27 protein-coding genes and 6 pseudogenes are annotated in these 23,462 nt (G+C 42.0%); 21 read left to right on the top strand and 12 right to left on the bottom strand.

Annotation, left to right across the window (positions count from 1 at the left end):
* The first annotated feature begins 31 nt into the window (after nt 1-31).
* The 4 genes and pseudogenes from yunB to JCM19055_RS15025 all read left to right on the top strand — a co-directional run bounded on the left by yunB (nt 32) and on the right by JCM19055_RS15025 (nt 3,711).
* Nucleotides 32-877, top strand: a complete 846-nt coding sequence (gene yunB, locus JCM19055_RS15015; protein WP_042360298.1) for a sporulation protein YunB — start codon at nt 32-34, stop codon at nt 875-877.
* Between the two features lie 79 nt (nt 878-956).
* Entirely contained in the window at nt 957-1,913 is a 957-nt protein-coding gene (locus JCM19055_RS15020) for a sodium-dependent transporter (protein ID WP_307190006.1), read from the top strand.
* Nucleotides 1,850-2,302 (top strand): hypothetical protein, encoded by a 453-nt coding sequence (locus JCM19055_RS32015; RefSeq protein ID WP_370543173.1) that lies wholly within the window; start codon nt 1,850-1,852, stop codon nt 2,300-2,302. Before JCM19055_RS15020 ends, JCM19055_RS32015 begins: the two co-directional genes overlap by 64 nt.
* A gap of 60 nt (nt 2,303-2,362) precedes the next feature.
* Nucleotides 2,363-3,711: pseudogene (locus tag JCM19055_RS15025) on the top strand (alanine/glycine:cation symporter family protein).
* 42 nt (nt 3,712-3,753) lie between these two features.
* Here JCM19055_RS15025 and JCM19055_RS15030 read toward each other — a convergent pair.
* Nucleotides 3,754-4,407: a histidine phosphatase family protein gene (locus JCM19055_RS15030; RefSeq protein WP_042360299.1), complete on the bottom strand. Its 654-nt coding sequence runs from the start codon at nt 4,405-4,407 to the stop codon at nt 3,754-3,756.
* 48 nt (nt 4,408-4,455) lie between these two features.
* Nucleotides 4,456-5,451, bottom strand: a complete 996-nt coding sequence (locus tag JCM19055_RS15035) for a M23 family metallopeptidase (RefSeq protein WP_042360300.1) — start codon at nt 5,449-5,451, stop codon at nt 4,456-4,458.
* Between the two features lie 123 nt (nt 5,452-5,574).
* On the opposite strand from JCM19055_RS15035, the pseudogene lipA reads away from it, so the two are divergent.
* The 4 genes and pseudogenes from lipA to JCM19055_RS15055 all read left to right on the top strand — a co-directional run bounded on the left by lipA (nt 5,575) and on the right by JCM19055_RS15055 (nt 8,013).
* Nucleotides 5,575-6,499: pseudogene (gene lipA / locus JCM19055_RS15040) on the top strand (lipoyl synthase).
* 16 nt (nt 6,500-6,515) lie between these two features.
* Nucleotides 6,516-6,804 (top strand): annotated as a pseudogene (locus JCM19055_RS15045) (YutD family protein).
* A 120-nt stretch (nt 6,805-6,924) separates the two neighbouring features.
* On the top strand, nt 6,925-7,569 hold the full coding sequence (locus tag JCM19055_RS15050) for an SDR family oxidoreductase (RefSeq protein ID WP_042360301.1): 645 nt from the start codon (nt 6,925-6,927) through the stop codon (nt 7,567-7,569).
* A 174-nt stretch (nt 7,570-7,743) separates the two neighbouring features.
* Complete coding sequence (locus JCM19055_RS15055) at nt 7,744-8,013, top strand: SLAP domain-containing protein (protein ID WP_042360302.1); 270 nt, start codon at nt 7,744-7,746, stop codon at nt 8,011-8,013.
* Nucleotides 8,014-8,028: 15 nt separating this feature from the next.
* Here JCM19055_RS15055 and JCM19055_RS15060 read toward each other — a convergent pair whose 3' ends face one another.
* A complete protein-coding gene (locus JCM19055_RS15060) occupies nt 8,029-8,310 on the bottom strand; it encodes a hypothetical protein (protein WP_042360303.1) in 282 nt (93 codons plus the stop codon).
* A gap of 103 nt (nt 8,311-8,413) precedes the next feature.
* Here JCM19055_RS15060 and JCM19055_RS15065 point away from each other — a divergent pair, with 103 nt between their 5' ends.
* The 3 genes from JCM19055_RS15065 to JCM19055_RS25680 are packed head-to-tail and all read left to right on the top strand — an operon-like array spanning nt 8,414 to nt 9,631.
* The gene (locus JCM19055_RS15065; RefSeq protein ID WP_042360304.1) at nt 8,414-8,875 is read left to right on the top strand and encodes a DUF86 domain-containing protein; all 462 of its coding nucleotides are present in this window, start codon (nt 8,414-8,416) and stop codon (nt 8,873-8,875) included.
* A complete protein-coding gene (locus JCM19055_RS15070) occupies nt 8,862-9,476 on the top strand; it encodes a hypothetical protein (protein ID WP_081833745.1) in 615 nt (204 codons plus the stop codon). The genes JCM19055_RS15065 and JCM19055_RS15070 overlap by 14 nt, the downstream gene beginning before the upstream one ends.
* The gene (locus JCM19055_RS25680; RefSeq protein WP_193745457.1) at nt 9,440-9,631 is read left to right on the top strand and encodes an HAD hydrolase-like protein; all 192 of its coding nucleotides are present in this window, start codon (nt 9,440-9,442) and stop codon (nt 9,629-9,631) included. The genes JCM19055_RS15070 and JCM19055_RS25680 overlap by 37 nt, the downstream gene beginning before the upstream one ends.
* Before the next feature lies 1 nt (nt 9,632).
* On the opposite strand, the gene JCM19055_RS15075 is transcribed toward JCM19055_RS25680, so the two are convergent.
* The 7 genes from JCM19055_RS15075 to JCM19055_RS15110 form a co-directional block, all read right to left on the bottom strand.
* A complete protein-coding gene (locus tag JCM19055_RS15075) occupies nt 9,633-9,974 on the bottom strand; it encodes a hypothetical protein (protein WP_042360305.1) in 342 nt (113 codons plus the stop codon).
* On the bottom strand, nt 9,971-10,450 hold the full coding sequence (locus JCM19055_RS15080) for a GerAB/ArcD/ProY family transporter (protein WP_081833747.1): 480 nt from the start codon (nt 10,448-10,450) through the stop codon (nt 9,971-9,973). Before JCM19055_RS15080 ends, JCM19055_RS15075 begins: the two co-directional genes overlap by 4 nt.
* Complete coding sequence (locus JCM19055_RS15085) at nt 10,413-10,844, bottom strand: GerAB/ArcD/ProY family transporter (protein WP_042360307.1); 432 nt, start codon at nt 10,842-10,844, stop codon at nt 10,413-10,415. The genes JCM19055_RS15080 and JCM19055_RS15085 overlap by 38 nt, the downstream gene beginning before the upstream one ends.
* Before the next feature lie 271 nt (nt 10,845-11,115).
* Entirely contained in the window at nt 11,116-11,616 is a 501-nt protein-coding gene (locus tag JCM19055_RS15090) for a Ger(x)C family spore germination C-terminal domain-containing protein (RefSeq protein WP_042360308.1), read from the bottom strand.
* Nucleotides 11,577-11,894 (bottom strand): hypothetical protein, encoded by a 318-nt coding sequence (locus tag JCM19055_RS15095; RefSeq protein ID WP_042360309.1) that lies wholly within the window; start codon nt 11,892-11,894, stop codon nt 11,577-11,579. Before JCM19055_RS15095 ends, JCM19055_RS15090 begins: the two co-directional genes overlap by 40 nt.
* A 412-nt stretch (nt 11,895-12,306) precedes the next feature.
* On the bottom strand, nt 12,307-13,764 hold the full coding sequence (locus tag JCM19055_RS15105; protein WP_052366413.1) for a spore germination protein: 1,458 nt from the start codon (nt 13,762-13,764) through the stop codon (nt 12,307-12,309).
* A 209-nt stretch (nt 13,765-13,973) separates the two neighbouring features.
* Entirely contained in the window at nt 13,974-14,468 is a 495-nt protein-coding gene (locus JCM19055_RS15110) for a phosphatidylglycerophosphatase A (RefSeq protein WP_042360311.1), read from the bottom strand.
* A 138-nt stretch (nt 14,469-14,606) separates the two neighbouring features.
* On the opposite strand from JCM19055_RS15110, the gene JCM19055_RS15115 reads away from it, so the two are divergent.
* The 4 genes and pseudogenes from JCM19055_RS15115 (at nt 14,607) to JCM19055_RS15130 (ending at nt 18,504) form a co-directional block, all read left to right on the top strand.
* Nucleotides 14,607-15,632, top strand: a complete 1,026-nt coding sequence (locus tag JCM19055_RS15115; protein WP_042360312.1) for a hypothetical protein — start codon at nt 14,607-14,609, stop codon at nt 15,630-15,632.
* Nucleotides 15,633-15,740: 108 nt separating this feature from the next.
* Nucleotides 15,741-17,080 (top strand): annotated as a pseudogene (locus tag JCM19055_RS15120) (homoserine dehydrogenase).
* Entirely contained in the window at nt 17,046-17,996 is a 951-nt protein-coding gene (gene thrB / locus JCM19055_RS15125; protein ID WP_152549920.1) for a homoserine kinase, read from the top strand. Before JCM19055_RS15120 ends, thrB begins: the two are co-directional and overlap by 35 nt.
* A gap of 139 nt (nt 17,997-18,135) precedes the next feature.
* Nucleotides 18,136-18,504, top strand: a complete 369-nt coding sequence (locus JCM19055_RS15130; protein ID WP_042360313.1) for a hypothetical protein — start codon at nt 18,136-18,138, stop codon at nt 18,502-18,504.
* A 58-nt stretch (nt 18,505-18,562) separates the two neighbouring features.
* Here the strand turns inward: JCM19055_RS15130 and JCM19055_RS15135 are convergent, their stop codons facing one another.
* Entirely contained in the window at nt 18,563-18,805 is a 243-nt protein-coding gene (locus JCM19055_RS15135; protein ID WP_238554380.1) for a NifU family protein, read from the bottom strand.
* Nucleotides 18,806-18,930: 125 nt separating this feature from the next.
* On the opposite strand from JCM19055_RS15135, the gene JCM19055_RS15140 reads away from it, so the two are divergent.
* On the top strand, nt 18,931-19,248 hold the full coding sequence (locus JCM19055_RS15140; RefSeq protein WP_042360371.1) for a DUF1462 family protein: 318 nt from the start codon (nt 18,931-18,933) through the stop codon (nt 19,246-19,248).
* 23 nt (nt 19,249-19,271) lie between these two features.
* On the opposite strand, the pseudogene JCM19055_RS15145 reads toward JCM19055_RS15140, so the two are convergent.
* Nucleotides 19,272-20,314: pseudogene (locus JCM19055_RS15145) on the bottom strand (NAD(P)/FAD-dependent oxidoreductase).
* A gap of 358 nt (nt 20,315-20,672) precedes the next feature.
* On the opposite strand from JCM19055_RS15145, the gene JCM19055_RS15150 reads away from it, so the two are divergent.
* The 5 genes and pseudogenes from JCM19055_RS15150 to JCM19055_RS15175 all read left to right on the top strand — a co-directional run bounded on the left by JCM19055_RS15150 (nt 20,673) and on the right by JCM19055_RS15175 (nt 23,447).
* Nucleotides 20,673-20,909 (top strand): DUF1450 domain-containing protein, encoded by a 237-nt coding sequence (locus JCM19055_RS15150; RefSeq protein ID WP_042360315.1) that lies wholly within the window; start codon nt 20,673-20,675, stop codon nt 20,907-20,909.
* An 85-nt stretch (nt 20,910-20,994) separates the two neighbouring features.
* Nucleotides 20,995-21,555, top strand: coding sequence for a TetR family transcriptional regulator (locus tag JCM19055_RS15155; RefSeq protein ID WP_042360316.1), 561 nt, complete (start codon nt 20,995-20,997; stop codon nt 21,553-21,555).
* A 24-nt stretch (nt 21,556-21,579) separates the two neighbouring features.
* On the top strand, nt 21,580-21,819 hold the full coding sequence (locus JCM19055_RS15160; protein WP_042360317.1) for a hypothetical protein: 240 nt from the start codon (nt 21,580-21,582) through the stop codon (nt 21,817-21,819).
* Between the two features lie 10 nt (nt 21,820-21,829).
* A pseudogene (dapF, locus tag JCM19055_RS15165) lies at nt 21,830-22,685 on the top strand (diaminopimelate epimerase).
* Between the two features lie 504 nt (nt 22,686-23,189).
* Nucleotides 23,190-23,447, top strand: a complete 258-nt coding sequence (locus tag JCM19055_RS15175) for a hypothetical protein (RefSeq protein ID WP_042360319.1) — start codon at nt 23,190-23,192, stop codon at nt 23,445-23,447.
* Nucleotides 23,448-23,462 lie beyond the last annotated feature (15 nt).

Raw genomic sequence — 23,462 nt, forward strand, 5'->3', positions numbered from 1 at the left:
CATATACATCATGCTAGGAGGGGATTTTTGTATGGCGTTAAAACGATCAAAAATCGCGAAACCTAAGCAAAAAAAAGGTGGTCCACTGCCATTTAAGTATGTTTTCTTAATCTCAATTGGAATCTTTCTCGTAATGACAATTCAAGGTCTCTATTTTGTAGATAAACATATACGACCGTCGCTGATGTCCATAGCCGTTGTTGAAACGAAACGAATCGCACAGCACGCTGTTACTGAAGCGATTTCACAAGAGATGACTCATCAAGAAGACATGAATGATCTTGTTCTAATCGAGCGAAGTGACAATGGAGATATCTCTTCTTTGGCATTTAATGCGCAAGTGTACAATCGAGTATTGTCTGATTCTACGATGGTCGTTCAAGATTACTTACATGAAATTCAGCGGGGAATTACACAAGGAGATCCACCGAGAAGTGTCGATGAAGAATATGAAGATCGAGGGGTTGGAACCGTTGAAGACGGTGCCATTTACACAATCCCACTCGGGATGGCGACTGGTAATGCATTACTTGCCAATTTAGGTCCTCGAGTTCCGGTAAGTTTTTCCGTAATTGGAGAGATTCACGCCGATATGGAAGAGCGAATTGAAAACGTCGGGATTAACAATACGTATCTTCGGATTAGTGTAGCCATTGATATGGACGTGCGCGTGGTGATTCCATTTGGTACCGATGAAACGAGTGTCACCTATTCCGTACCAGTTGGAATGGTGTTTATACCAGGAGATGTGCCTGATTATTACGGTCAAGGAGGAGGGATGCCTGTCCCAGCAATTATGCCTAGTGGTAATGAAGAAAGTGTTGAGATGCAAAGTCCAGATGCAGAGGAAGGGGCTGAGGAAACGAATCAACAATAATGAGTTTTGTTAGATTATTTTGACAAAATTCAACATTAATTTTATAATTTTCTATACAAATACAAAAGGGGGGTATTACATGGCTCGTGAGCAATGGGGAACGAAGGTTGGTTTTATGTTGGCGGCAGTGGGGTCAGCAGTTGGACTAGGGAATATTTGGCGTTTTCCTTATATTACTGGAGAATACGGGGGCGGTGCATTTTTGCTCGTCTACCTCGTATGTGTTGCTGTCATAGGTTTACCAGTAATTTTGGCTGAATTTTCAATAGGTAAAAGAGGGCAGTTAGATGCAGTAGGTTCATATCGTAAAACAGCACCATCTAAAGTGTGGGTCGCTGGTGGTTGGCTAGCGGTCACGACTTCATTTTTGATTGTATCGTTTTACGCAGTTATTACAGGCTGGGTATTGCATTACATGTTCGGGTATTTAATGGGGTCTGTACAACAAGTGGAAAGTGGAGGAGTAGAAGGGTACTTCCTTGATACAATAGGAGCGACTTGGACACCGATCTTCTGGCTTGTTGTCGTTATGGCAATTATTGTTGGGATTTTATACTTTGGAGTTCAAAAGGGTATAGAACTTAGCAGTAAGATTTTCATGCCGTTACTTGCAATTATATTAGTTATTTTAGCTGGTTACAGTTTAACATTAGACGGCGCATTAGAAGGAATGAGCTTTTTATTCATTCCAGATTGGAGTGCTCTTGCTGACCCTGCGTTATATTTAGCTGCAATTGGTCAATCGTTCTTTACGTTATCTCTTGGTATGGGGATTATGATTACGTATGGTGGCTACCTATCTAGGCAAACGGGTACGAATTTACCGGCAACAGCTCGTAATGTCGTTATTTTAGATACATTGTTTGCCATTGTCGTTGCGGTTGCTATCTTTGGCGCAGTGTATGCAATCGGCATGGAGCTTCACAAGGACCAGCGCTCATATTCGTTGTATTGCCAGAAGTATTTAACCAAATGGCTGGTGCCGGAACGATCTTTGCGATTGCGTTTTTCTTCCTTGTCTTTATTGCAGCACTAACATCAGCAATTTCTTTAGCTGAAGTAAGTATCTCAGCAGCCATTGAACGTTTCAAAATTAGCCGCCAAAAAGCTACGTTAATTCTGGGTGCGCTCATTACAGTGCTAGGAGTTCCTTCAGCGTTAAGTCAAGGTGGTCCGTTATCAGAGTTTTTAATCTTCGGATTACCATTCTTAGACTTTGTTGATACCCTGACTGACAGTTATTTCTTACCAATTGGTGGATTAATCGTCGTCCTACTTGTTGGCTGGGGTTGGACGAAGAGAGCCACTTTGGATGAAGCCGATTTTAGAAATCCGATGATTGCAACACTTTATTTAATCCTACTACGTTTTATCGCTCCAGCGATGATCATTATAATTTTAGCTTTAAACATATTTGGATCTTAATTAAGGACCTTGGTGCTTAAAGGCACCGAGGTTCTTTACTACTTATAGTGGGGTGATGAGATGATTGAGTGGATTGACAATTGGGCAGCTGCCGCTGCGGACTTTGTCTGGGGATTACCGTTAATTGTATTACTTGTAGGGACCGGGATTTATCTTACATTTAGATTAGGCTTTTATTCATTTACGCAGCTCCCATATGCAATGAAGCTCGTTTTTAAGAAAAACTTAGACAAGAACTCCGAAGGTGACATTTCACACTTTCAAGCGTTAATGACTTCACTAGCAGCAACTGTAGGTACAGGGAACGTTGCTGGTGTAGCAACAGCTGTCGTCTTAGGGGGACCAGGAGCGGTATTTTGGATGTGGATTACCGCTTTAGTCGGTATGGCAACGAAATACTCAGAAGCCATACTCGGTGTAAAGTATCGAGGAAAGAATTACCGAGGTGAAATGGCAGGCGGTCCGATGTACTACATTGAACAAGGGCTAGGGAAGAAATGGAAATGGATGGGTATGTTGTTTGCTTTCTTCGCCGTCTTCGCTGCGATTTTTGGAATTGGTAATATGACTCAAGCGAATACAGCTTCAGATATTGTACAGAGTACGTTTAACGTTCCGACATGGATTACTGGGATCATCATGATGGTTTTAGTCGGATTGGTTGTTATTGGTGGTATTAAGAGTATAGGTCGCGTTAGTGGTGTAATTGTTCCAATCATGATTGTATTCTATGTGATTGCAGGGTTTTTCGTTATTGGATTCAATATTACAGAAGTACCTGCTGCATTTGGCTTGATTTTTACAGATGCATTTACCGGTCAAGCTGTCGCTGGTGGCGCAATAGGGACGGTAATCCAGATGGGTGTTGCACGAGGATTATTTCTAACGAAGCGGGTCTGGGTACTGGAGGAATTGCTGCCGCTGCAGCAAAAACCGATGTCCCTGCTCGTCAAGCTCTCATTTCAATGACGCAAGTATTTATTGATACGATTATCGTTTGTACGATTACAGGACTTGCACTTGTCATTGCAGATCTCTATACGTCAGGTGAGAGTGGTGCATCATTAACTGCAATGTCATTTGATGCAATTTTACCGTTTGGCGGAAGTATGGTCGTTACGATTACATTATTGTTCTTTATCTTCTCCACCATCATTGGCTGGGCATATTTTGGAGAGAAGTGTTTGGAGTACCTAGTCGGTGGTAAAATCACTTACATTTATCGGATTGTCTTTGTACTTGCAGTTTTCGTAGGTGCAACATTACCACTTAATACCGTATGGAATTTTGGTGATATCTTTAATGGGCTTATGGCAATCCCCAACTTAATTGCATTAATTCTACTGTCTGGCGTTGTAGCAAAAGAAACGCGTAAGTTTAAAGACATTAGAAAGTTAGAGAGTAGATAAATAGCAATGAGCACATGTCTTCGGACTTGTGCTCATTTTTATTTAGTATTTCACTTCATTGACATGCTGTACTAAAAACTGTTTGTTCTCATACGTCACATATGTAACGCTACAATTTTCAATATCATCATAACTCCCGCTATATCCAAACAAGCGAATCATCGCACGGATCGTAAGCCCGTGTGACACAATATAGATGTTATTAAAGCCTTGGGCCTGTGCATCTTGAACGACTTCGTTTATCCCTTCTTGAAGTCTCTTCGAATACTGCTCCCAATTTTCCGCTTGTTGACTCGAGTCGATCGCTGAGATCGTATCAACGACAATATCGAGTGGCACATCCCAAAGCATATGAATGTCTTTGTATTGATCAGGTAACCCTTTCTTTAGTGCTTCAAGCATCGCAATGTTGTATCCACCTTCAAAACCACCAAAATACAACTCGCGTAATGCCTTGTTTCCTTGAATGTCAATTTGTTGGTCGTTGCGACTATGCAAACGAATAAGGTGAGCAGTTTCTCTAGCTCGACCACTGTCGCTCGTATAAATATGATCAATCGGTTCGTTTGCAAGTGCTTCACCTAATGTTTTGGCACCAGCACGACCTTTTGATGTTAACGGTGTGTCTGACCACCCTTGCACTTTGCCTTGTGTATTAAAAATGGTTTTACCGTGACGAACTAAATAAATATTCAACGTAGACCCTCCTCAATCGGATTCTCTACGTTAAAGTATAGAGGAAGGTCAACTCTTCTGTCTTTCTTTTTGTTCCCACGAGCGGAGTTTTGGGTACGGATCAAATGACCATTCGGTGTACCCGTTATCTCGATAAATACCGTAATGCAAGTGAGGTGGGAACTTTCCTTGTGTTCCTGGCTTGCCGTATCCAGAGCTACCTACACTGCCGATGACGGATCCAGGCGTGACGATTGATCCTTCTTCAATATCTTCAGCAAAGCCGTGAAGATGGGCATAATAATGATAAATGTTATCCAAGTCCCGAATACCAATTCGCCATCCTCCGTATTCGTTCCAGCCTTTTAATTCGACCGTTCCGTATGTGGTTGAACGTACAGGTGTGCTATACCCTGCAAAGATATCTGTTCCTTCATGAATTCGTCGGCCACCCCATCCGCGTTTTGCGCCCCACGTGCTCCGGTAAGAGTAGTTGTAATGAAGAGGAACTGGAAACGCGTTATCATGTAGCGCAATCGTTTGAAACTTTTCAAAGACGTTTGCATGACCGTGTATAATTCGAACCGTCTGATCTCGCTGATAATGATCCCAGAGCGCAATGCGGATGTTTTCATCATCAAAGCCATATGTCGATAATTTCCGAGCCATCGTATAAAGCACATCGGCATCATTATGGCGATCCGCTTGCCCATCACCATCGCCATCAAGACCAATTCCGCCAAAAACACTAATCCGATCAGCATCAGTATCTTCAAGGTCTGGATTTAGTGGACCGACCCAGTCGCGCGGTGAAAAGTAGATCGAGATTACACCTGTCGGTTTGTCTCGATCATTTCTTGCAACATTTAACCCTCGTTCATAGGCATCAATTGCTGCTAGCCAATGCCATGGAACTTGTGTAACGGTATCCATATCTTTATACAATTGCATACGTTCAAGATCAATCTCATCTTGGGTACGTTCTTCTTGTGCGCCCACACTATTTGTTATTACGAAAAACAAACAGACGATTAATAAAAAACGGAGGATTACTTTCGAATTCATCAATTTTAACCCCTCTTCAACGATGTCTTCTTACTATGGAACAGATCTTACTTTTTATACTAAAAAGCATAACTTGGACCCTAAGATGACTCGTGGTAAAATTGGGAAGAAGGGTGTGATGAAATGAGCGAAAAAACTGAACACGTGCGAAAACCGGATTGGCTGAAAATAAAATTAAATACGAATGAATCATACACTGGCTTAAAGAAAATGATGCGAGAGAAAAACTTACATACGGTCTGTGAAGAAGCTCGTTGTCCTAACATTCATGAGTGTTGGGCAGTTCGCAAAACCGCGACATTTATGATCTTAGGAGACACGTGTACGCGTGGATGTCGTTTTTGTGCTGTCAAAACAGGCCTTCCAACCGAACTCGATTTAGATGAGCCGGAACGTGTTGCTGATTCTGTAGAGCAAATGGGATTGAAACATGTCGTAATTACAGCAGTTGCAAGAGACGATTTGAAAGATGGCGGTTCGAATGTTTTCGCTGAAACAGTGAGAGCGGTAAGAAGAAGAAACCCTTTATGTACCATTGAGGTGCTTCCATCTGATATGATGGGTCTAGAGGAAAATTTAAAAACCTTAATGGAAGCAAGGCCGAATATTCTAAATCACAATATCGAAACGGTTCGCCGTTTAACAAAGAAAGTGCGTGCTCGTGCTAAGTATGATCGTTCACTGCAATTTCTGCGCTATTCAAAAGAGCTTCACCCTGATATTCCGACGAAATCGAGTTTAATGATTGGACTTGGAGAAACAGCAGAAGAAATTGAAGAAGTAATGGATGATTTACGCGCGAATGACGTGGATATTATGACAATCGGTCAATATTTACAGCCAACTAAAAAAACACTTGCCAGTCATCAAGTACTATACGCCTGATGAGTTTCAACAGTTTAAAGAACTTGCGATGAGCAAAGGGTTTAAGCATTGTGAAGCTGGACCCCTCGTTCGTTCTTCTTATCATGCTGATGAGCAAGTGGATAAAGCGCAAGTTTGGAAAGAGGCTGCGAAATATCAAAGTGAACAACAATTTAGCAGCTAAGTCGAGGTGAGATTCGTTGATTCAATTAAATAATCAACAGTTTGAACTCATAGAAGAGTCGCGCGAGGGCTGGGACGAAGAAGCGTTTCAGAATCGCTACAGCGAAGTATTGAACAAGTATGATTTTATCGTTGGAGACTGGGGACATGAACAATTGCGTCTCCGAGGATTTTTTAACGATAACAACAAAAAAAGCGGCTTTTGACTCAAAAGTGAGCACCGTTTATGACTATTTGTATGAGTTTTGCAATTTTGATTGTCCTTATTTCATTTTAAAGAAGGTCAAATCAGACAAAAAAGGATAGAGGAGAATCGTGCAATGCGTTTGCACGATTCTTTTTTTTAGGAATTCCTACATGTTTGGTTTTATTTAGACGTGGGAATAACCATGAATAGAAGACGATCAAAAGGAGAGTCGGACTAACATGAACGTACTCGTTATCGGTGCAAATGGACAAATAGGAAAACATACCGTAGAAAAAATGGTTCAGGACCATACATTTACCCCTACGGCTATGATTCGTAAAGAAGAACAAATGAAAGCCTTTGAAGAAATGAATGCAAACACGGTTCTTGCAGACTTGGAAGGGCCTGTCAGTGATTTGGCTACAGCAATGAAAGGCATGGATGCGGTAGTGTTCACTGCCGGATCTGGTGGTCATACTGGCGCGGATAAGACCGTTATGATTGATTTAGACGGTGCGATTAAATCTATGGAAGCTGCAAAGGAAGCCGGCATAAAGCGCTTCGTTATCGTTAGTGCCATCGGTGTTTACGATCGTAGCAATTGGATGGAAAAAGCTGCGTACTATAGTGCCGCTAAACATTATGCAGACCGCTTCTTAGAATTAAGCGGACTTGATTATACGATTGTCCGACCTGGTCTACTCACAAATGATGCAGGAAAAGGCAAAGTAAAGGTTGCAAAAGAAGTAGAACGTGGAGAAATTCCACGAGAAGACGTAGCCGAAACAATTCTAGCCTCGTTAAAAGACGAGCATACGATTGGCAAAGGCTTTGATATGATTTCAGGTAATGAGAACATCGCTTCTGCGTTAAGAGATTTATAATCAATTGCAAAGGTCATTAGGATTTCGTCCTAATGACCTTTTTTATGTGCGGGTATACTTTTGATATAGTAAGGACAATGAAAGAAGGTGTGGTCATGACGGAACCATTATATTTACATCCAGCTTGGGAGCGGACACTCTCACAGCGTGACCTTGATGCGATAAAAAAAGCGAGTGAAAGGTGGGGTTACCAAGTTATTCACGGTACTTTGGGTAGCGACAAACCATCGTAATGATTTATTAATGACGGTCCTCATTCGTAATGAAACAAACGAAACGCTTGCGCTATCGAACGCACCTATGGAACTAATGAATGAAGAACAAAAACTGTGCAGTGATTTGTTTACATTTCACGTTCCTCCGAACTGTGTTATGCCTTGGACGTTGATTTTTGAGGGCGCAGCGTGTTACTCATCCCAATGGACACACGTAAAAATGGCATAAATAAAAACGAAGCGCTTAATCAGCGTCTTCGCCTTTACCTTCAGAATGTGTCGGGTGTGAGCCTGGGAACTGACGCTCATTTCCTGCGTGTAGCTTGCGGTTTTCATACGTAAATGCACTCGTTACGTGTTGACCTTCACGCCATGGCTCGCTTTTTCCTGGTGGTTCAACAATTGGAGAACCGTAAGGTCCTTCTGGTAAATCTTCGCGAATCAAATCTTCTTCTTGTGATTGCACGTTTTGGAAGTCTTCGAATTCGTTTGATTCGGGACTGACTTTTCGATCGTCACGATCCATTGCACTCAACTCCTTACGTATAGATTGGACGAGCATAGACGATGTTATGCATCTTCCATGAGAGACGAGCGTCATTTATAATAGAATGGAAAGGATGATGAACATGTACTTTGTAGATCGAAAACTTATTTACGCACGATTATCATATATGGATGGTCTCTATGGGCATTACTTAACGGTAAATGAATGGCAACAAAAGCATGATCAATTGGCGCTTGAACGTATTGCTCAAGGCTACATTGAAGCGATGATTGATGTTGGGAATCAAATGATCGACGGATTTATTATGAGAGACCCAGGTAGTTATCAAGATATCCTAGACATTCTTGAAGACGAAAAAGTGCTCACGAAAGAAGAAGCTGCTTCACTTCTTAACGTGTTGAATTGGAGAAAAGTACTCGTTGAGGGCTATTTAAACGTAGACCACGCTGCACTTTCACAAACTTTAACGAATGAGAAAGAAGCGTTGCAAAGCTTCTCTACTCGTATTAAAACGTACCTTGATCAAGAACTTGGACCAGTGAGTGCGTTTTTACCTGAAGAGGAAGACGATGCACGTTCTTGATTATGATGGGTACTTGCTTGATTTGGATGGGACGGTCTACCGTGGTAATGAAGTGATTCCCGAAGCCGTTACATTTATTAACTGGCTAATTAAAGAACAGAAGAAATTTTTGTTTGTGACGAATAACTCTTCAAAAACGCCTAAGCAAGCGGTGGATAAGCTGAACAGCATGTCAATCCCTGCTAAGCGAGAACACATTTTTACGAGTGCGTTGATGGCTGCTTATCATGTGCAGCAACTTGCCGATCGACCTAAAAGCGCTTATATTATCGGTTCTACTGGGCTAAAGGTCGCTTTAGAAGAGGTTGGCATTATTGAGCAAGATGTCGACCCAGATGTTGTGATCGTAGGAATTGATCGCACGTTTACGTATGACAAACTCGAAAAAGCTTCGCTCGCGATCCAAGAAGGGGCAAAATTGATTGCCACAAATGGTGACAAGATGATTCCGACAGAGCGAGGCTCGTGCCAGGAAACGGCTCGATTGTTGCTGCAATTGAAGCTGCAAGCGGAACACAAGCAGAAATTGTTGGCAAACCGAACCCAAGATTCATTAAGCAAGCTGTGTCTTTACTTCATACGTCCCCTCGTCGTACGTTAATGATTGGTGATAATTATGACACTGATATTTTAGCGGGTATTCATGCAAACGTTGCGACGTTACACATCGATACAGGTGTGACAAGATATAGAGATGTTCAAGCGAAAGAGATTCAACCGACACATTTGATACGCTCATTTACAGAGTTGTTTTAGTCTAGAAGCTTCTCGTCTTTTTGTGCTCATGTACGATTTGCATAGGAAGAGTGAGGGGGCTTCTTTTTTTTGCTTTTTTTTCAGGGAAAAGGGGTAGACCATTTCGCTTCCGATGTGTGATCGTAACTATGAACAACAGTAGTGGAATTACGTAACAGGCTGGTACGATGAAAAAGAACGATCCATAAAAGTAATACGCGGTGTCTTCAATCAAATTAGTGAATTCGGTTAGAGAAAAGTACGCATAGATGATTCCAATTGGAATGACGAGCGGTTTGTAGTTGTTTACTTTTGCAATAAAGGAAACGCCGGTTGCAACGATGTACAAGTAAAGCGCATTCATAAAGTAAAACGATACAAAAAAAACATGATGAGTAACATCGATTCAAGCCGTTCAATAATGTCACCTAGCTCTACTCGCTGACCGAGGGAGAAGCCTGTAAATAGTTTCACTTTCGTTAAATCAGGTCCTAGAATTGTAATGGCCATGAATGTTGTTACAAACAGTAGAAAGCAGCTAAAAAAGTAAGCGAAATAAACCATTTTCTCGGCTTTGTGCTTTGTTTCAATGTTTTTCGGATAGAAAAATAACATTAAGACTAGATTCGTTGTGATAATCTTTGAAGAAAAAATTAATATGGCGTCAACGTACTGCATCGGTTCTTGTTGAAGCATCGGTAAAAGGTAGCGAATCTCCACATCGCCAAAACTAAAAATCGTAATTAAGATAAGAAAAGCGATAAAGGGGACGAAGGAAATGATCGCAGCTCGTCCTAACACTTCAATTCCCATAAACGCACCAATGATAATGACGAGCATAAGTGACGGGACGATGAATTCCGTTGGGGTATTCCGGAAAAAAATGCGTATTCATAAATGCTGTGAAGAAGTACGTATGCCCTGCACCGTTATAGAAAGGCAAAAGAAGAACGATGACTAACAAAACCTTACCGAAAACGTTCCCAAACACGGTGACGAGCATCTCTGGTAATGATTGATTTGGATACCACCGTCCAAATAATATCATCAAGTAGACAAATGGAAAGGCAATCACCATGGAGACGAGAGGAATCCACCATCCATCTTGCATGACACGATCTGCAAGTGTTGTTGGCATCGTTAAAAACGTTGTTCCAACTAACATAAATGTGAGCAGAACAAAGAAATGTGGATTTGTAATCTTAATTTGGAATTGTTGTCCCGTTTGTGACATGATGATGATCTCCTAAGTATTGAAATGAAATTGCTCCATAAATTGAGACAACGGAACCGTTAATCGTGGGATTGGGTAGCCCAAAATATAGAGCGTTGGCAGTAGAAGACTAACGGCAGTAAGAATGTAAAATGTCTTAATCAAATTAGGGTCATTATTTTTTTGTGCGTCTCAGTTCACGACGTTGAGAAGACATAGCGACAATTTGTATCGTCAACATGGCGAGCAATTTAATGATCATGTTTGTATTCCTCGATATTAAAGGTGTTGTTTACGTCTCCGGACTCGACGACATTTGCTTCTGTATGAACCTCAATGTTTGCTTGTGTAAATGCTTCATACCAATCTTGTTTAATCGTCTTCCATAGGTAGGTTGCTCGCGATACACTTCACGACCTATACCGGTAAAATCAACGTGTTCATCTCTAGCTATCGCTAATGTCTCGCTAATTAATTCGTTAATCTTTTGTTCTAGTGCATCGTGGATATAGGCATGTGATTCTTTTGATGTAATGTCGAGCTGTTCACAATTCACCTCAGAAATGGTCCCGTGAATCTCAGGATTGATGTTAACGTTAAGCTCATTTCCTTCGTACGTAATATCCATTGTTGTATTTGTGGAGTACGTTTCCACAACGAACGATCCTTCCTGAGCGTGTGGGCATGGTAATGTTTCAGCGGTATCTTGAATTTCACCAGTCAAATAAAGTAATCCTTTCGTTTCTTCTTCGGTCAACCATCCGGCAAGTTGATCTTCTCGAAAAATGGCCATATCTCCAAGCTGTAAAAAAAAGCAATCGGTTTTACTTCCTCTACATTGGCAATTTGTTTACTTACTGTTTCATCCCCATTTATGGTGATGCCATTTAAATAGGGATCAATGCCCGGTGCAACAATCTTTTCAAACAAATCATCTAGCGTTGTTGCAGAGACTAACGAGTAGCTGTTCTCGCCATAACTTATTGAATTCATAATATGAATGGATGCAATTTCTTCAATAGGAGGGATTACAGACAAGATTTCCTTCGCTTCATATCCCTTTGCGATCACAATTGGAAAATCGGTGCGAATTTCATGATCACGATAAAAATGGTCTAAAAAGTTCGTTAATCCAGCTCTTGCAGCACGTTCACCAATAACAACACTCGCTACATGTGAATAGTAGCCTCTTCGTGGTGCCTTTCCGTTAATTTACGGAAAGCTTCTTGAATGGTTGGTGCGAATGTTTCATAGTTTTGTGCGCTTGAGCGTCCTGTACCTTCTTCTTGTGACGCAAGTTCACTAGGGTTAATGACTTGAATTGTGAGACGGATGGTTTCATCATCAACAAGATCAATTCCAAGTCCTGTAACGACAGAAAGCTCTCGTAATTCATATTGATCCCAACACCTGATAAGGGGATAGTAAGAAGGAGTAACAAACTACATAAGCTTAGCTTTAAGAAACGCATGATTGATCACTCCTACAGACGTTTTGACGGTTTGGGTGTTTTTTGACGGATTGTTCGATCTTGTGGTATGAACCGCGGACGTGTATTTAATAACCATTTTGGTAACCGAAAGATCGCATCCCCTTGTTCTCGTCGGATAAAAGGGGACATTCCTTCCAAATACGGAACACCATAAGACTTTAAATTGCTCAAATGTAAAAGAAGGATCATTCCAAATAAGAAAATGCCAAACAATCCATAGACAGATGCAAAGAGCAAGACGATAAACCGACAGATTCGAAATGGGACACCAATTGAATAAGTAGGGAAAACAAAACTTGAAATGGCAGTTAATGCAACGACGATGACGACCGTTGATGAAATAATCCCAGCCTCCACGACTGCAGTTCCTATAACAAGTGCTCCTACAATGGCTAGCGCCTGACCGACAGGTAAAGGCATGCGAATACTTGCTTCTCGGATAATCTCAAACAATAACTCCATTATTAGTACTTCAACGACAGTGGGAAACGGTGTACCTTCGCTTTGGGCGGCAAGGCTAACCATTAAATTAAAAGGAATCAATTCCTGGTGGAACGTTGTGACTGCGACATAAATACTTGGTGTGAATAATGCAACAAAAATACATGCAAATCGTAACAAGCGAATGAGTGTACCGATATCTGCTCGTTGGGTGTAATCTTCTGCACTATGAATAAATTCAACAAAAGGTGCAGGAACGACGAGCGGAAACGGGGAGCCATCAATTAAGAGTGCAATTTTACCTTCTAATAAATGCGACGTAATCACATCGGGCCGCTCTGATGAATAAACCGTCGGAAACGGTGTGAAAAATTCATCCTCAATTAATTCCTCTAAATCGCCACTGGATTGAATGGCATCCGTATTGATTCTCTGTAATCGAGATTCTAATTCAGTGAGGATGATTGGATTAATCACATCTGAAATGTAGGTGACCATCACTTTTGTTTGAGATCGTTCGCCAAATGTCCAAGAATCAAAGCGTAAATGAGGGTCTTTTATGCGACGACGAACAAGGGACATATTTACATATAAATTCTCCACAAATGCTTCCTTTGGTCCTCGGATGACGTTTTCAGTTGTTGGGATATCTACTTGTCGCTCTTGTGTGAAGAGCATTTCAACGGCAAGAATGCAATCCTGTTCTTCAATGAAAATAAGGCTTAAACCATTTAATAAGGCTTTGACCGCTTCATCAATCGATGTATGTACGGTTACATCACCAGACTTCTCAAAGAACTTTATGAGATCTGGCAACGTGTGTTGTTTACCTTCAGGGAACAAGACTGTTTGAGCTAATAAAGAGTTAATAATTGAAAGGTCAGCGAGTCCATCTAGATAGAGGATTGTTGCGCCTATTTTAGGTTCTTTGCCTAATGAAAAGTGACGAACGGTCACATCTTCACTTTGTCCGATGATGGATTGAATCGTCTTTACATTAACGGTCATGGATGGAGATAGAGGATGCTTTTCGCTTTCTTTTTTTTAAAGCGTCTTTTGAGTAGTAGTGACATGAACATCCCTCACAAATTAGAACTATTCGTTAGAATACCAATATGAGGGAGTTTTATGCAGAGGTTGGATAATGAGAGAGGTAGTATCAAATAATCAAAGAACGAGCGATCGTCACGAATGACGATCGCTCGTTTATACGTCTATTAATCAGGAACGTCAACGCCTTCTTCCGAGTGCGCAAGCCTGCTTGATGCAGCTGCAGCAATGGCACCAACAATATCATCAAGGAATGTGTGGACTTTGCCATCTTGGTGATCGTTTAATTTCTCAATGATGCCAGGCTTAATTTTGTCAACGTAACCGAAGTTTGTTAGTCCGATTGAGCCGTAGACATTCACAATTGCAAGAGCGATGATTTCGTCAATGCCATACAATCCTTCATCTGAAGCTACAATATCTTGAAGTGGCTGTCGTAATTTCTTCTCTTCAGCCAATCGATCAAGTTCAATCCCAGTTAGTAGGGCATTTTGGACTTCTCGTTTTGATAACACACGCATCACATTGTGTTTGCACGTAGCTCGCGTTAAGTTGGTGACGTACGGTGCTTGGAGATCAAATACTAGTTCTGTAATGTCGTCAACGTTTACCCCACGCTCTTCGAGTCGTTCAATAGCAAGTTCAGTTGATAAAGCTTTCATGCGGACTCAACCCCTTATCCATCATAATCGTTTTCCTATATTCAGTGTGACGCTTGTATGATTATTATGCAAAGAAGAGTCATTGTCAAAACCTTAATATTTTGTCATATACATAAAAGTAGAGATGGAGGTGGCAACGTGTTTGAGAGGAATATCTATGACCAATACGGTTTTCACTGTGATGAACGTTGGCATTTAGGGACTTATGAAGGGTTTGAATCGGATGGGAATTCGTACATTGTTACGCCGTACCCACGTAAAGAAGATAGCGTCTTAACCCAGTTTGAATGGGCTAGGCAATTAGAGCGGGCAGGCATTATTGATGTGGCAATGCCAGTGCAGACGACGGATGGGAAAGTGATTGCAAAAATTGATGGTGCGCAACAACTCATTTTCCGCTTACCGCAAGACGATCCGAATCGTAATGAACAACCGCAACAACCTGAAGCTTTTCAACTTGCTCAAATCCATGAAGTGAGTCGAGGGTGGATGCCGAATGTGAAAGACCTAAATTTTCTAGGCAACTGGTTGCACATTTGGGAAACGAGAATGAGTCAACTTGAAAATTGGCATCAACAAGTGGATGCCAGAAGACAAAAGAACGATTTCGATCGTCAATTTCTTTATACGTTTCCGTATTATTTAGGTCGTGCAGAAACGGCGATGCAATGGCTCGTTGAAGAAGGGCAGGAACATTTACTTCAACCGTATGACGGTTCAATCAATCACACGAGGTTCACACCGACATCGTGGTTTGCAGCAAGCCCAACGACGACACAAGTTAAGCTCCCTTTACAGTTTGTCTATGATCACCCGGCGAGGGATTTAGGAGAGCGGCTTCGCTCGATTTATCGTCAAGGAGATGGTGAGGAGGCGTATCGTTTTATTGAAGACTATTACGGGGCGCAATTTAGAGGTGGAAACAATGTACACTGGCCATTAATCGGCGCGCGCCTTTTGTTACCGTTAAGTTATGTTGAAGTCGTTGAAGATCATTACATGAATGAAGGAACCAATGCTGAGAATCGTTCACTTGAAGCGGTGAACTTTGAAGAAGAACTAGCGGCTGAAGAGAAGTATTTACTTTTAACATCAGAATGTCTTTTAGAACATTTACCGTCTTCTACGGCAGGTGCCTGGTTTACACGGAGAATTTTTGTGTAAATTGTTCAAACCCCCTTGTTATTTTCACGTATAGGATCTATAATGTCCATATTATGAAGACAATTGTTCGTGCAGAGAGAACAATGGATCGAACAGGGGTGGATTCGAATGGATAACAAACACATTGCAATTGGACTGTTAGGACTTGGCACGGTAGGTACGGGGATTATGCATATTATAACTGAACACCAACATAAATTGTGCAAAAAAACAGGATTGAATGAAATTTCCGTTAAGAAGGCACTTGTTCGTGATCTAGAAAAGGCGAACGGTCATGGATTTCAATCTGTTGATTATACGACGGATGGCTATGAAGTCGTAACAGATGAAGATATTCACGTAGTTATCGAAGTGATGGGTGGCATTACCCTTGCTAAGGAACTTATTGAAAAAGCGTTAGATCAAGGGAAACATGTTGTGACAGCGAATAAAGATTTAATGGCGTTACACGGTGAGGAGTTGCTTCAACGAGCGAAGCATAACCAAGTAGAGCTCATGTATGAAGCGAGTGTTGCAGGTGGGATCCCGATTTTACGAGCGTTAAACGATGGGTTATCCTCAGATCAAATTACGAAGATCGTCGGCATCGTGAACGGAACGACGAACTACATGTTGACGAAGATGTCTAAAGAAGATTTAAGTTATGACGAAGCACTCAAGGAAGCCCAAGAGAAAGGTTTCGCTGAGAGTGATCCAACTTCAGATGTTGGTGGACTTGATGCTGCCCGTAAGATGGTTATCTTAGCGCGTCTCGGCTTCTCTACGTCAGTAGAGTTAGATGACGTCTATGTGCGCGGCATGACAGAAGTGACGAGTGACGATATTGATTATGGGAAGAAGCTAGGCTATACGTTGAAGCTCATTGGTCTTGCAAGCAAAGAGGAAAACGGTGTGGAAGTGTCGGTTGAGCCAGTATTTGTGCCAGATGAGCACCCGCTTGCAACGGTTAATGATGAGTTTAATGCGGTCTATGTATACGGTGATGCTGTCGGTGAGACGATGTTCTACGGACCTGGAGCAGGCTCTCTTCCAACCGCAACAGCAGTCGTTTCAGATGTAGTGAGCGTCATTCGTCACCTACGTCTTGGCGTTTCTGCGAATGCACTTGAAGATTCTAGTACGACTTCACTTGAAATCAGTGACGAGCGTGATGTTTCTGCTAAGTTCTTCGTTCGATTGCACGCCAAAGATGTTGCAGGAGCATTTGAATCGATAACTGCGGTGTTTTCTAAGAACAACGTGAGTTTGAGAAGTTAATTCAATCGCCATTTGAGCAAGGAGCGTTAGCGGAAGTTGTGATCGTTACGCACGAAACGACCCGTGGTGATTTTGACCAGACGCTTGAAGACTTGAAGTTGTTAGATGTCGTGACGTCAATTAAGAGCCGATATCGTGTAGAAGGAGGGACAGCAGATGTCTTGGAAGAACAGAACCTCGCCCTCGTCTAACGAAGCGACGATGACGATCCGTGTTCCAGCAAGCTCTGCGAATTTAGGTCCTGGGTTTGATTCAATTGGTCTCGCGGTAAATCGGTACTTGCATTTAGATGTTTGGCCGAGTGAAGAGTGGTTGTTCACGTCATCGTCTCCCCATTTGGAAGGCATACCTTCAGGGAAGACGAACATGGTCTACAACGTGGCGCGAGCATTCGCTGCAACGAAAGGCTTGGCTTTACCACCTTGTCACGTTGACATGCGATCGGATATCCCTTTAGCGAGAGGGCTGGGCAGTTCAGCAGCAGCGATTATTGCGGCCATTGAGCTAGCTGATCAATTGGTGCACATGAATGCAACAAGAGAAGAGAAATTACGATTTGCGAGCATATTAGAAGGGCATCCTGACAACGTTGGGGCATGCTTATACGGTGGACTTACAATCGGAATGCATACGGAGAAATCGACGAACATGGTGGCGCAACCTTCGCCTGATGTTGATCTTGTTTTGATGGTTCCAAGTGTTGAGCTGTTAACGAAAGAAGCGCGAGAAGTACTTCCTGAAACGTTACCATACCGACAATCGATTGAAGGAAGTGCGTGTGGGAATGTTCTCGTCGCAGCGCTTTTAACGGGTGACTTTGCACTAGCAGGTGAGCTCATGAATCGGGATCGATTCCACCAGCCATACCGCACGGGAGTAGTGCCCGGGTTAACAGAGGCATTAGATGATGTGTTGAATTACGGAGTATATGGAGCGGCACTTAGTGGCGCTGGTCCGACAATTTTATGTTTAGCACCAAGCGGAGAAGGTGAAGCAATAGCGAAGCGTATTCAAGAAGATTATCCTGATTATGAGGTCAGTGCAGCTAAGCCTTGTGATCACGGTTCTTTCGTTTCGATCTCTCCCACAGTCGCTTTAACATCATAATAAGAGACGGTTTCAATGTGGTTAACGCATTGGAGCCGTTTTTTTATTATGATGAGTGTAAAAAAGCTTATACCTTATCCGTTCACCTTTTAGAAATAAGACTCATACGATAAGAAAGCACAGTTACAGGGGGTAGTTTATGTATCGGTGGTACTCACCTTATCATTATTATCAACACCATCCTGCATACCGAAACTTTCCAGCAGTGGATACGACCATTTTAGAAGGGTCTGTGAGTGGCTTTCAAATTTTATTGCAACAAAGCCAAGTGTTATTAAAGTCTTTAGAAAATCGAGAGTTTGCAAAACAACTTATCGAAACGGCTCAAAAAGGGCATCAGCAACAAGTTGACCAAATGATCCAGAATATTCCTGGGTTCACATCAAGGGCGAACATTCAGTACACACCATCGGGTATTCGGTTTCTTTTATTACTTCCGACAACGACTGAGACCATTGAAAACCCAGACTGTTGTTCGATGTCGTTAGAATTAAAGTGGGGAACATAAAAAAAACCGCGCACAATGTGCGCGATTTCTTAAAATAGAAAACCCATTTGAATAGGTCTTAAAATACTTGTTCAATCTCCACAACGCCTGGAACTTCTTCCACTAACGCGCGCTCAATACCTGCCTTTAACGTAATGGTTGATGAAGGGCAAGTTCCACAAGCACCCATTAGACGTACTTTAACAATCCCGTCTTCAATATCAACCAATTCAACGTCGCCGCCGTCGCGGAGTAGGAATGGGCGGAGTTTTTCAAGTACTTCTTGTACTTGGCCAGTGATGTCTACAGTTTCTGTCATCATAAACACTCCTTTCTTTATCCTCTATTATAATACCCATCTTCATAAAAATCCATGTTTAGGGTTATTTTTTTATGAATACGATGTATGATGGAAGAAGAATTCGTCAATGTTTGGGAGGGAACGCTATGTCTATTGAAGTTGTCGTTTATGGTGCAGAGCGTAAGTGTGCCAGTTGTGTTAATTTACCTTCTTCGAAAGAAACGATGGAATGGTTAGAAGCATTATTAAATCGGAAGTATCCAGAGCAAACATTATCGTTTGAATACATTGATATTGAAGCACCAAAGTCAGGTTATGAACAGCTGGCACATGAAATTATAGAAGAGGATCGTTTTTATCCATTTATTACGATCAATGAGCAAGTGGTCGCTGAAGGAGACCCGAAAGTTAAGACGATTTATAAAACAATGGATGAAATTATTCATAATCAAAAAATCAGCTGAGAGGAATACTCCCTAGCTGATTTTTATACACCACTGTGATATTTGTACATCCATAGCACGCCGCTTTTAAGGATCCTCGCCACACGTCCTTTGACGGAAGCTTTGTCTCCCATGACTCCGAATCCTTGTTTCTTTCCTAAAGAGCCAAGCGTCCCTTTTAATTTCATTTCAGGCATCGTTTCAGGAAGCTCTTCTCCTGCCCATTGTTTCTTTAAGATCATAACAATTTGTTCACCTTGCTTTTCCGCAAGTTGCCCACTTGGCGCATACGGTAAGCTCGCACAGTCACCAACAACAAACGTATCCGGATGATCTGGAATGTGATGATGTTTTGTAAGGATAATATGACCTTTGCGGTCTTTTTCAATGTTTTCAATGTCGCGAACGACTTTTACAGGCTGCACGCCAGCAGTCCAAATCACGGCATCTGAAGCGATCCGTTCTTCGTGATTAAACAGTGCATCCTCGGATACACGTGTAATGTTTGAATTGCTGATGATATCTACTTCATGTTTTTCAAACCATGAGCTTACATACGTGCTAAGACGCAGTGGGAACATTGGTAAGATCGTTTCACCACGGTCAAACAAATGAATCGTTAAGTCTTGACGACTTTCACGTAATTCTGCCGCAAGTTCCACACCAGAAAGACCAGCACCAACGACAGAAACCGTTGCTCGTGGAGGCAAATTGCTAATTGCTTCATACGTCTTTCGTGTGCTTTCCATACTTTGAATACTATGCGTATGTTCCTCTGCACCTGGAACACCGTGATACTTATCTTCAGCACCTAAGCCGATGACCATTTTGTCGTATTGAAGCGTTTCGACTTCACCGCGATCGCCTACAAGGGTAATTTCTTTGTTATGAACATCAATGTTATCGACATTGCCAAAGACCCGACGAACGTGTTTTGGAAAAGGAACACGAATGTATGATCTGATTCCGTACCGGCTGCCAGTGCGTAGTATTCCGTTTTAATACAATGATAAGGAAGTTTATCAACAAGTATCATTTCATAATCTTCGGGGAGATCTTTTGCGCTCAATTGCTGCATGATCTTCATGCCGCCATATCCGCCGCCCAATATAACGAGTTTTTTTCATGTTACAGGACTCCTTTGGTAGAAAAATAGCAAGTGATGATGGGCGACCAACGCGTTCATTTACTCGCCCAATTTGTCATTTATGTACAGAAAATATCATTAGATTGTCACACCTCTTAAATTATAACGATTCTATCTGTATATGACAACAACTGTAGTAACGACAATAAAAGATTGATTATTTAGAGAAATTTTAATGGAACTTCTATCACACGCTGTGCAATGGAATCCTCATTCATGAATTTTTACGAACAAAACTTAGAATGAATTGACGATCTTCTGCGTCCGAGATACGATAGCGGTAGGTAGGTGAGGACCAATGTATCCTCTTGTAGAATTTTGCATGTCGAATGTCGCAGAAGGCACCCATTCAGTTATGGAAGAGTTGTCGCGTGATCCGAACATTGATGTTGTAGAACGTGGTTGTCTCGGGCAATGTACGATGTGTAGAGACCATCGATATGCTAGAGTAGAGGGCAAGATTATTAAAAGCCAACAAACCGATGAGTTAATAGATGATATTTATCAGTATCTTGAAGAAGAAGATTGGCTGTAATGAATGTGTAAAGTCCGGAGTCTAAACGAGGCGACCGGACTTTCTTTAAGGTCAGGGGGGAGAAAGATGAGTAAAAAAAGACAAAATCGTTCAAGCAGCGATTGAAGTGTTTAAAGAAAAGGGAATAGAACGAACGAAAGTTTCTGATATTGTGAAGGCGGCTGGTATTGCACAAGGAACGTATTACTTGTATTTTCCATCTAAGCTAGCGATAATGCCTGCAATTGCGGATGTTCTCATTGAAATACTCGTCGCAGACATTCGTAAACAAATTAACACAGAGGACCCCTTTAAGACACAACTGGACGACTTAGTTGAAGTGATGTATCAACATACGAAAGAATATCGAGATGTTCATTCACTCGTCTATGCGGGTCTTTCTTCAACAGAATACCTCCAACAATGGGAAGAGATTTATGAGCCGTTTTACGAATGGCTTGGCGATGTGTTAGAGAATGCGATTAAGCGGGAAGAAGTACGACAAGAAATGAATGCGAAGCGTACGGCCAAGCTTTTAATCGGTACCATTGAGACGAGCGCGGAGCAGGCGTATTTATATGATCAAACCGATGAAAAAGAAATCGATGAACAGAAAAAAGAACTTCGAACGTTCATCAATCAAGCTCTTGGAACGAACGACGACTGATGATTCTAAAGGAGAGAGTTTACGATGAAGCTACTACCTTTTGAAAATACATGGCCGTATGAAAAAGTAGGCGAAGACGTTTACCTACATGAATGTCCAGATTGTGGAGACAGTAATGTGCTAACGTTTTTAAAGACTGAACAATTACAAGATGCGTTTGATAGTGTAAAAACACAACTGATCATGCCGTGTTGCAATTACCGTATTATGATTTTGCAAGCGGATGAAGATTATTTTTGGACATCAGAACGACAAAGAAAATGAGGGTTCGCACATGAAGTTTACGAAGTTACATGGACTCGGTAATAGTTACATTTACCTCGATGGATTTAACGATGCAATCCCGAACGAACAAGAATTACCAAAAACAGCGATCGCTGTTTCTAATCCATATACAGGAATTGGCTCTGACGGTTTAATCTTAATTTTGCCATCTGAGCGTTCTGATGTGAGGATGCGTGTCTTTAACAACGACGGTTCAGAAGCGAAGAATTGTGGAAACGGTTTGCGTTGTGTTTCCAAATACGTCTACGATCGCGGCATTGTCACCTCGACAACGTTTACCATTGAAACGCTCGGTGGTGAGGTTGAAGCCGAAGTTCATCCAGATGACGCGAATCAAGTGAAGATGGTTACCGTTGATATGGGTGTGCCTAGACTGAAGAAATCAGACTTGCCGATGACGGGGAATGGTGCTGAGCAGACGATTAACGAATCAATTGCAATAGCAGAGCACCAATTCTCAATGACAGGTGTCTCGATGGGTAATCCTCATATTATTATGTTTACCGATGACATTTCAAAAGCACCAGTAGCAACACTTGGACCACTCATTGAGAAATCTTCAGTGTTTCCTGAAGGTGTAAATGTAGAATGGGTTCAAATGGTTAGTGAAAGTGAGATGCACTTTAAAGTATGGGAACGAGGAAGCGGCATTACACAAGCATGTGGAACCGGTGCATGTGCCGCGGTCGTTGCAGCCGTCTTAAACGGCCAGAGCAAAAAAAGACGAAGAAGTAACGGTCCACTTACCAGGCGGAGACCTTTACATTACATGGTCATCAAAAGACGACCACGTCTGGATGCGCGGCGAAGCCGTAACCGTCTGTCACGGAGAATATCTAGCGTAAAGCCAAGAAGGGGAAGCCTTTCTTGGCTTTTTCTATTGCGTGGAACAAGCGTGATGGTGCGTGTAGCAAGAGCGGGGTAGCGTGTAGCAAGAGCGCGGGAACGTGGATCAAGAGAGAGGAAGCGTGGATCAAGAGAGAGGAAGCGTGGATCAAGAGAGAGGAAGCGTGGATCAAGAGAGAGGAAACGCGGATCAAGAGTAAGAAAGCGTGGATTAAGAGAGAGGAAACGCGGATCAAGAGTAAGAGAGCGCGGATCAAGAGAGAGCGCGGATCAAGAGAGAGCGTACGCGTAGTTAGGCAGAAGGAACCCGGACCAAGCCCGATGAACGCATGGGAAGAGCGACCCAGCCAAATGTGCATTATCAGAAAAACATACGTTACCCGTTCACCAACACTCACGTCATATGCTGAACGTTAATTGGATGTATGGAAACCGTCACTCATGGTTCTAAATTGCATAATTTAGGAGTAGTGTATGCAACTTGAGGTGAGGGGCTAAGCGGTGTGAGTGAGGAAAATAACTATTTATCGTCGATCGTTCGTTTCTTTAGTGAATTTCCGGAAGAGCCCCGCGTCTATTCCTTTTTTTTAGATGGGGTTTTTCATTGGATGGAAAGCGACTATATTATCGGTGAGATTCTAATTTCTTCTGAAGAAGACTTAAAAGAAGTTCATCAAATCTTAATGAGTATGACGCATACGGAAGAGAGTATTCATCGTTTTTTGGAATTGATGGCGAAAGCGTATGTGATGGCAAGATAATTCTGACAAGATTGA

The organism is Geomicrobium sp. JCM 19055 (genome assembly GCF_000698185.1).
Lineage (GTDB): Bacteria > Bacillota > Bacilli > Bacillales > Marinococcaceae > Geomicrobium_A > Geomicrobium_A sediminis.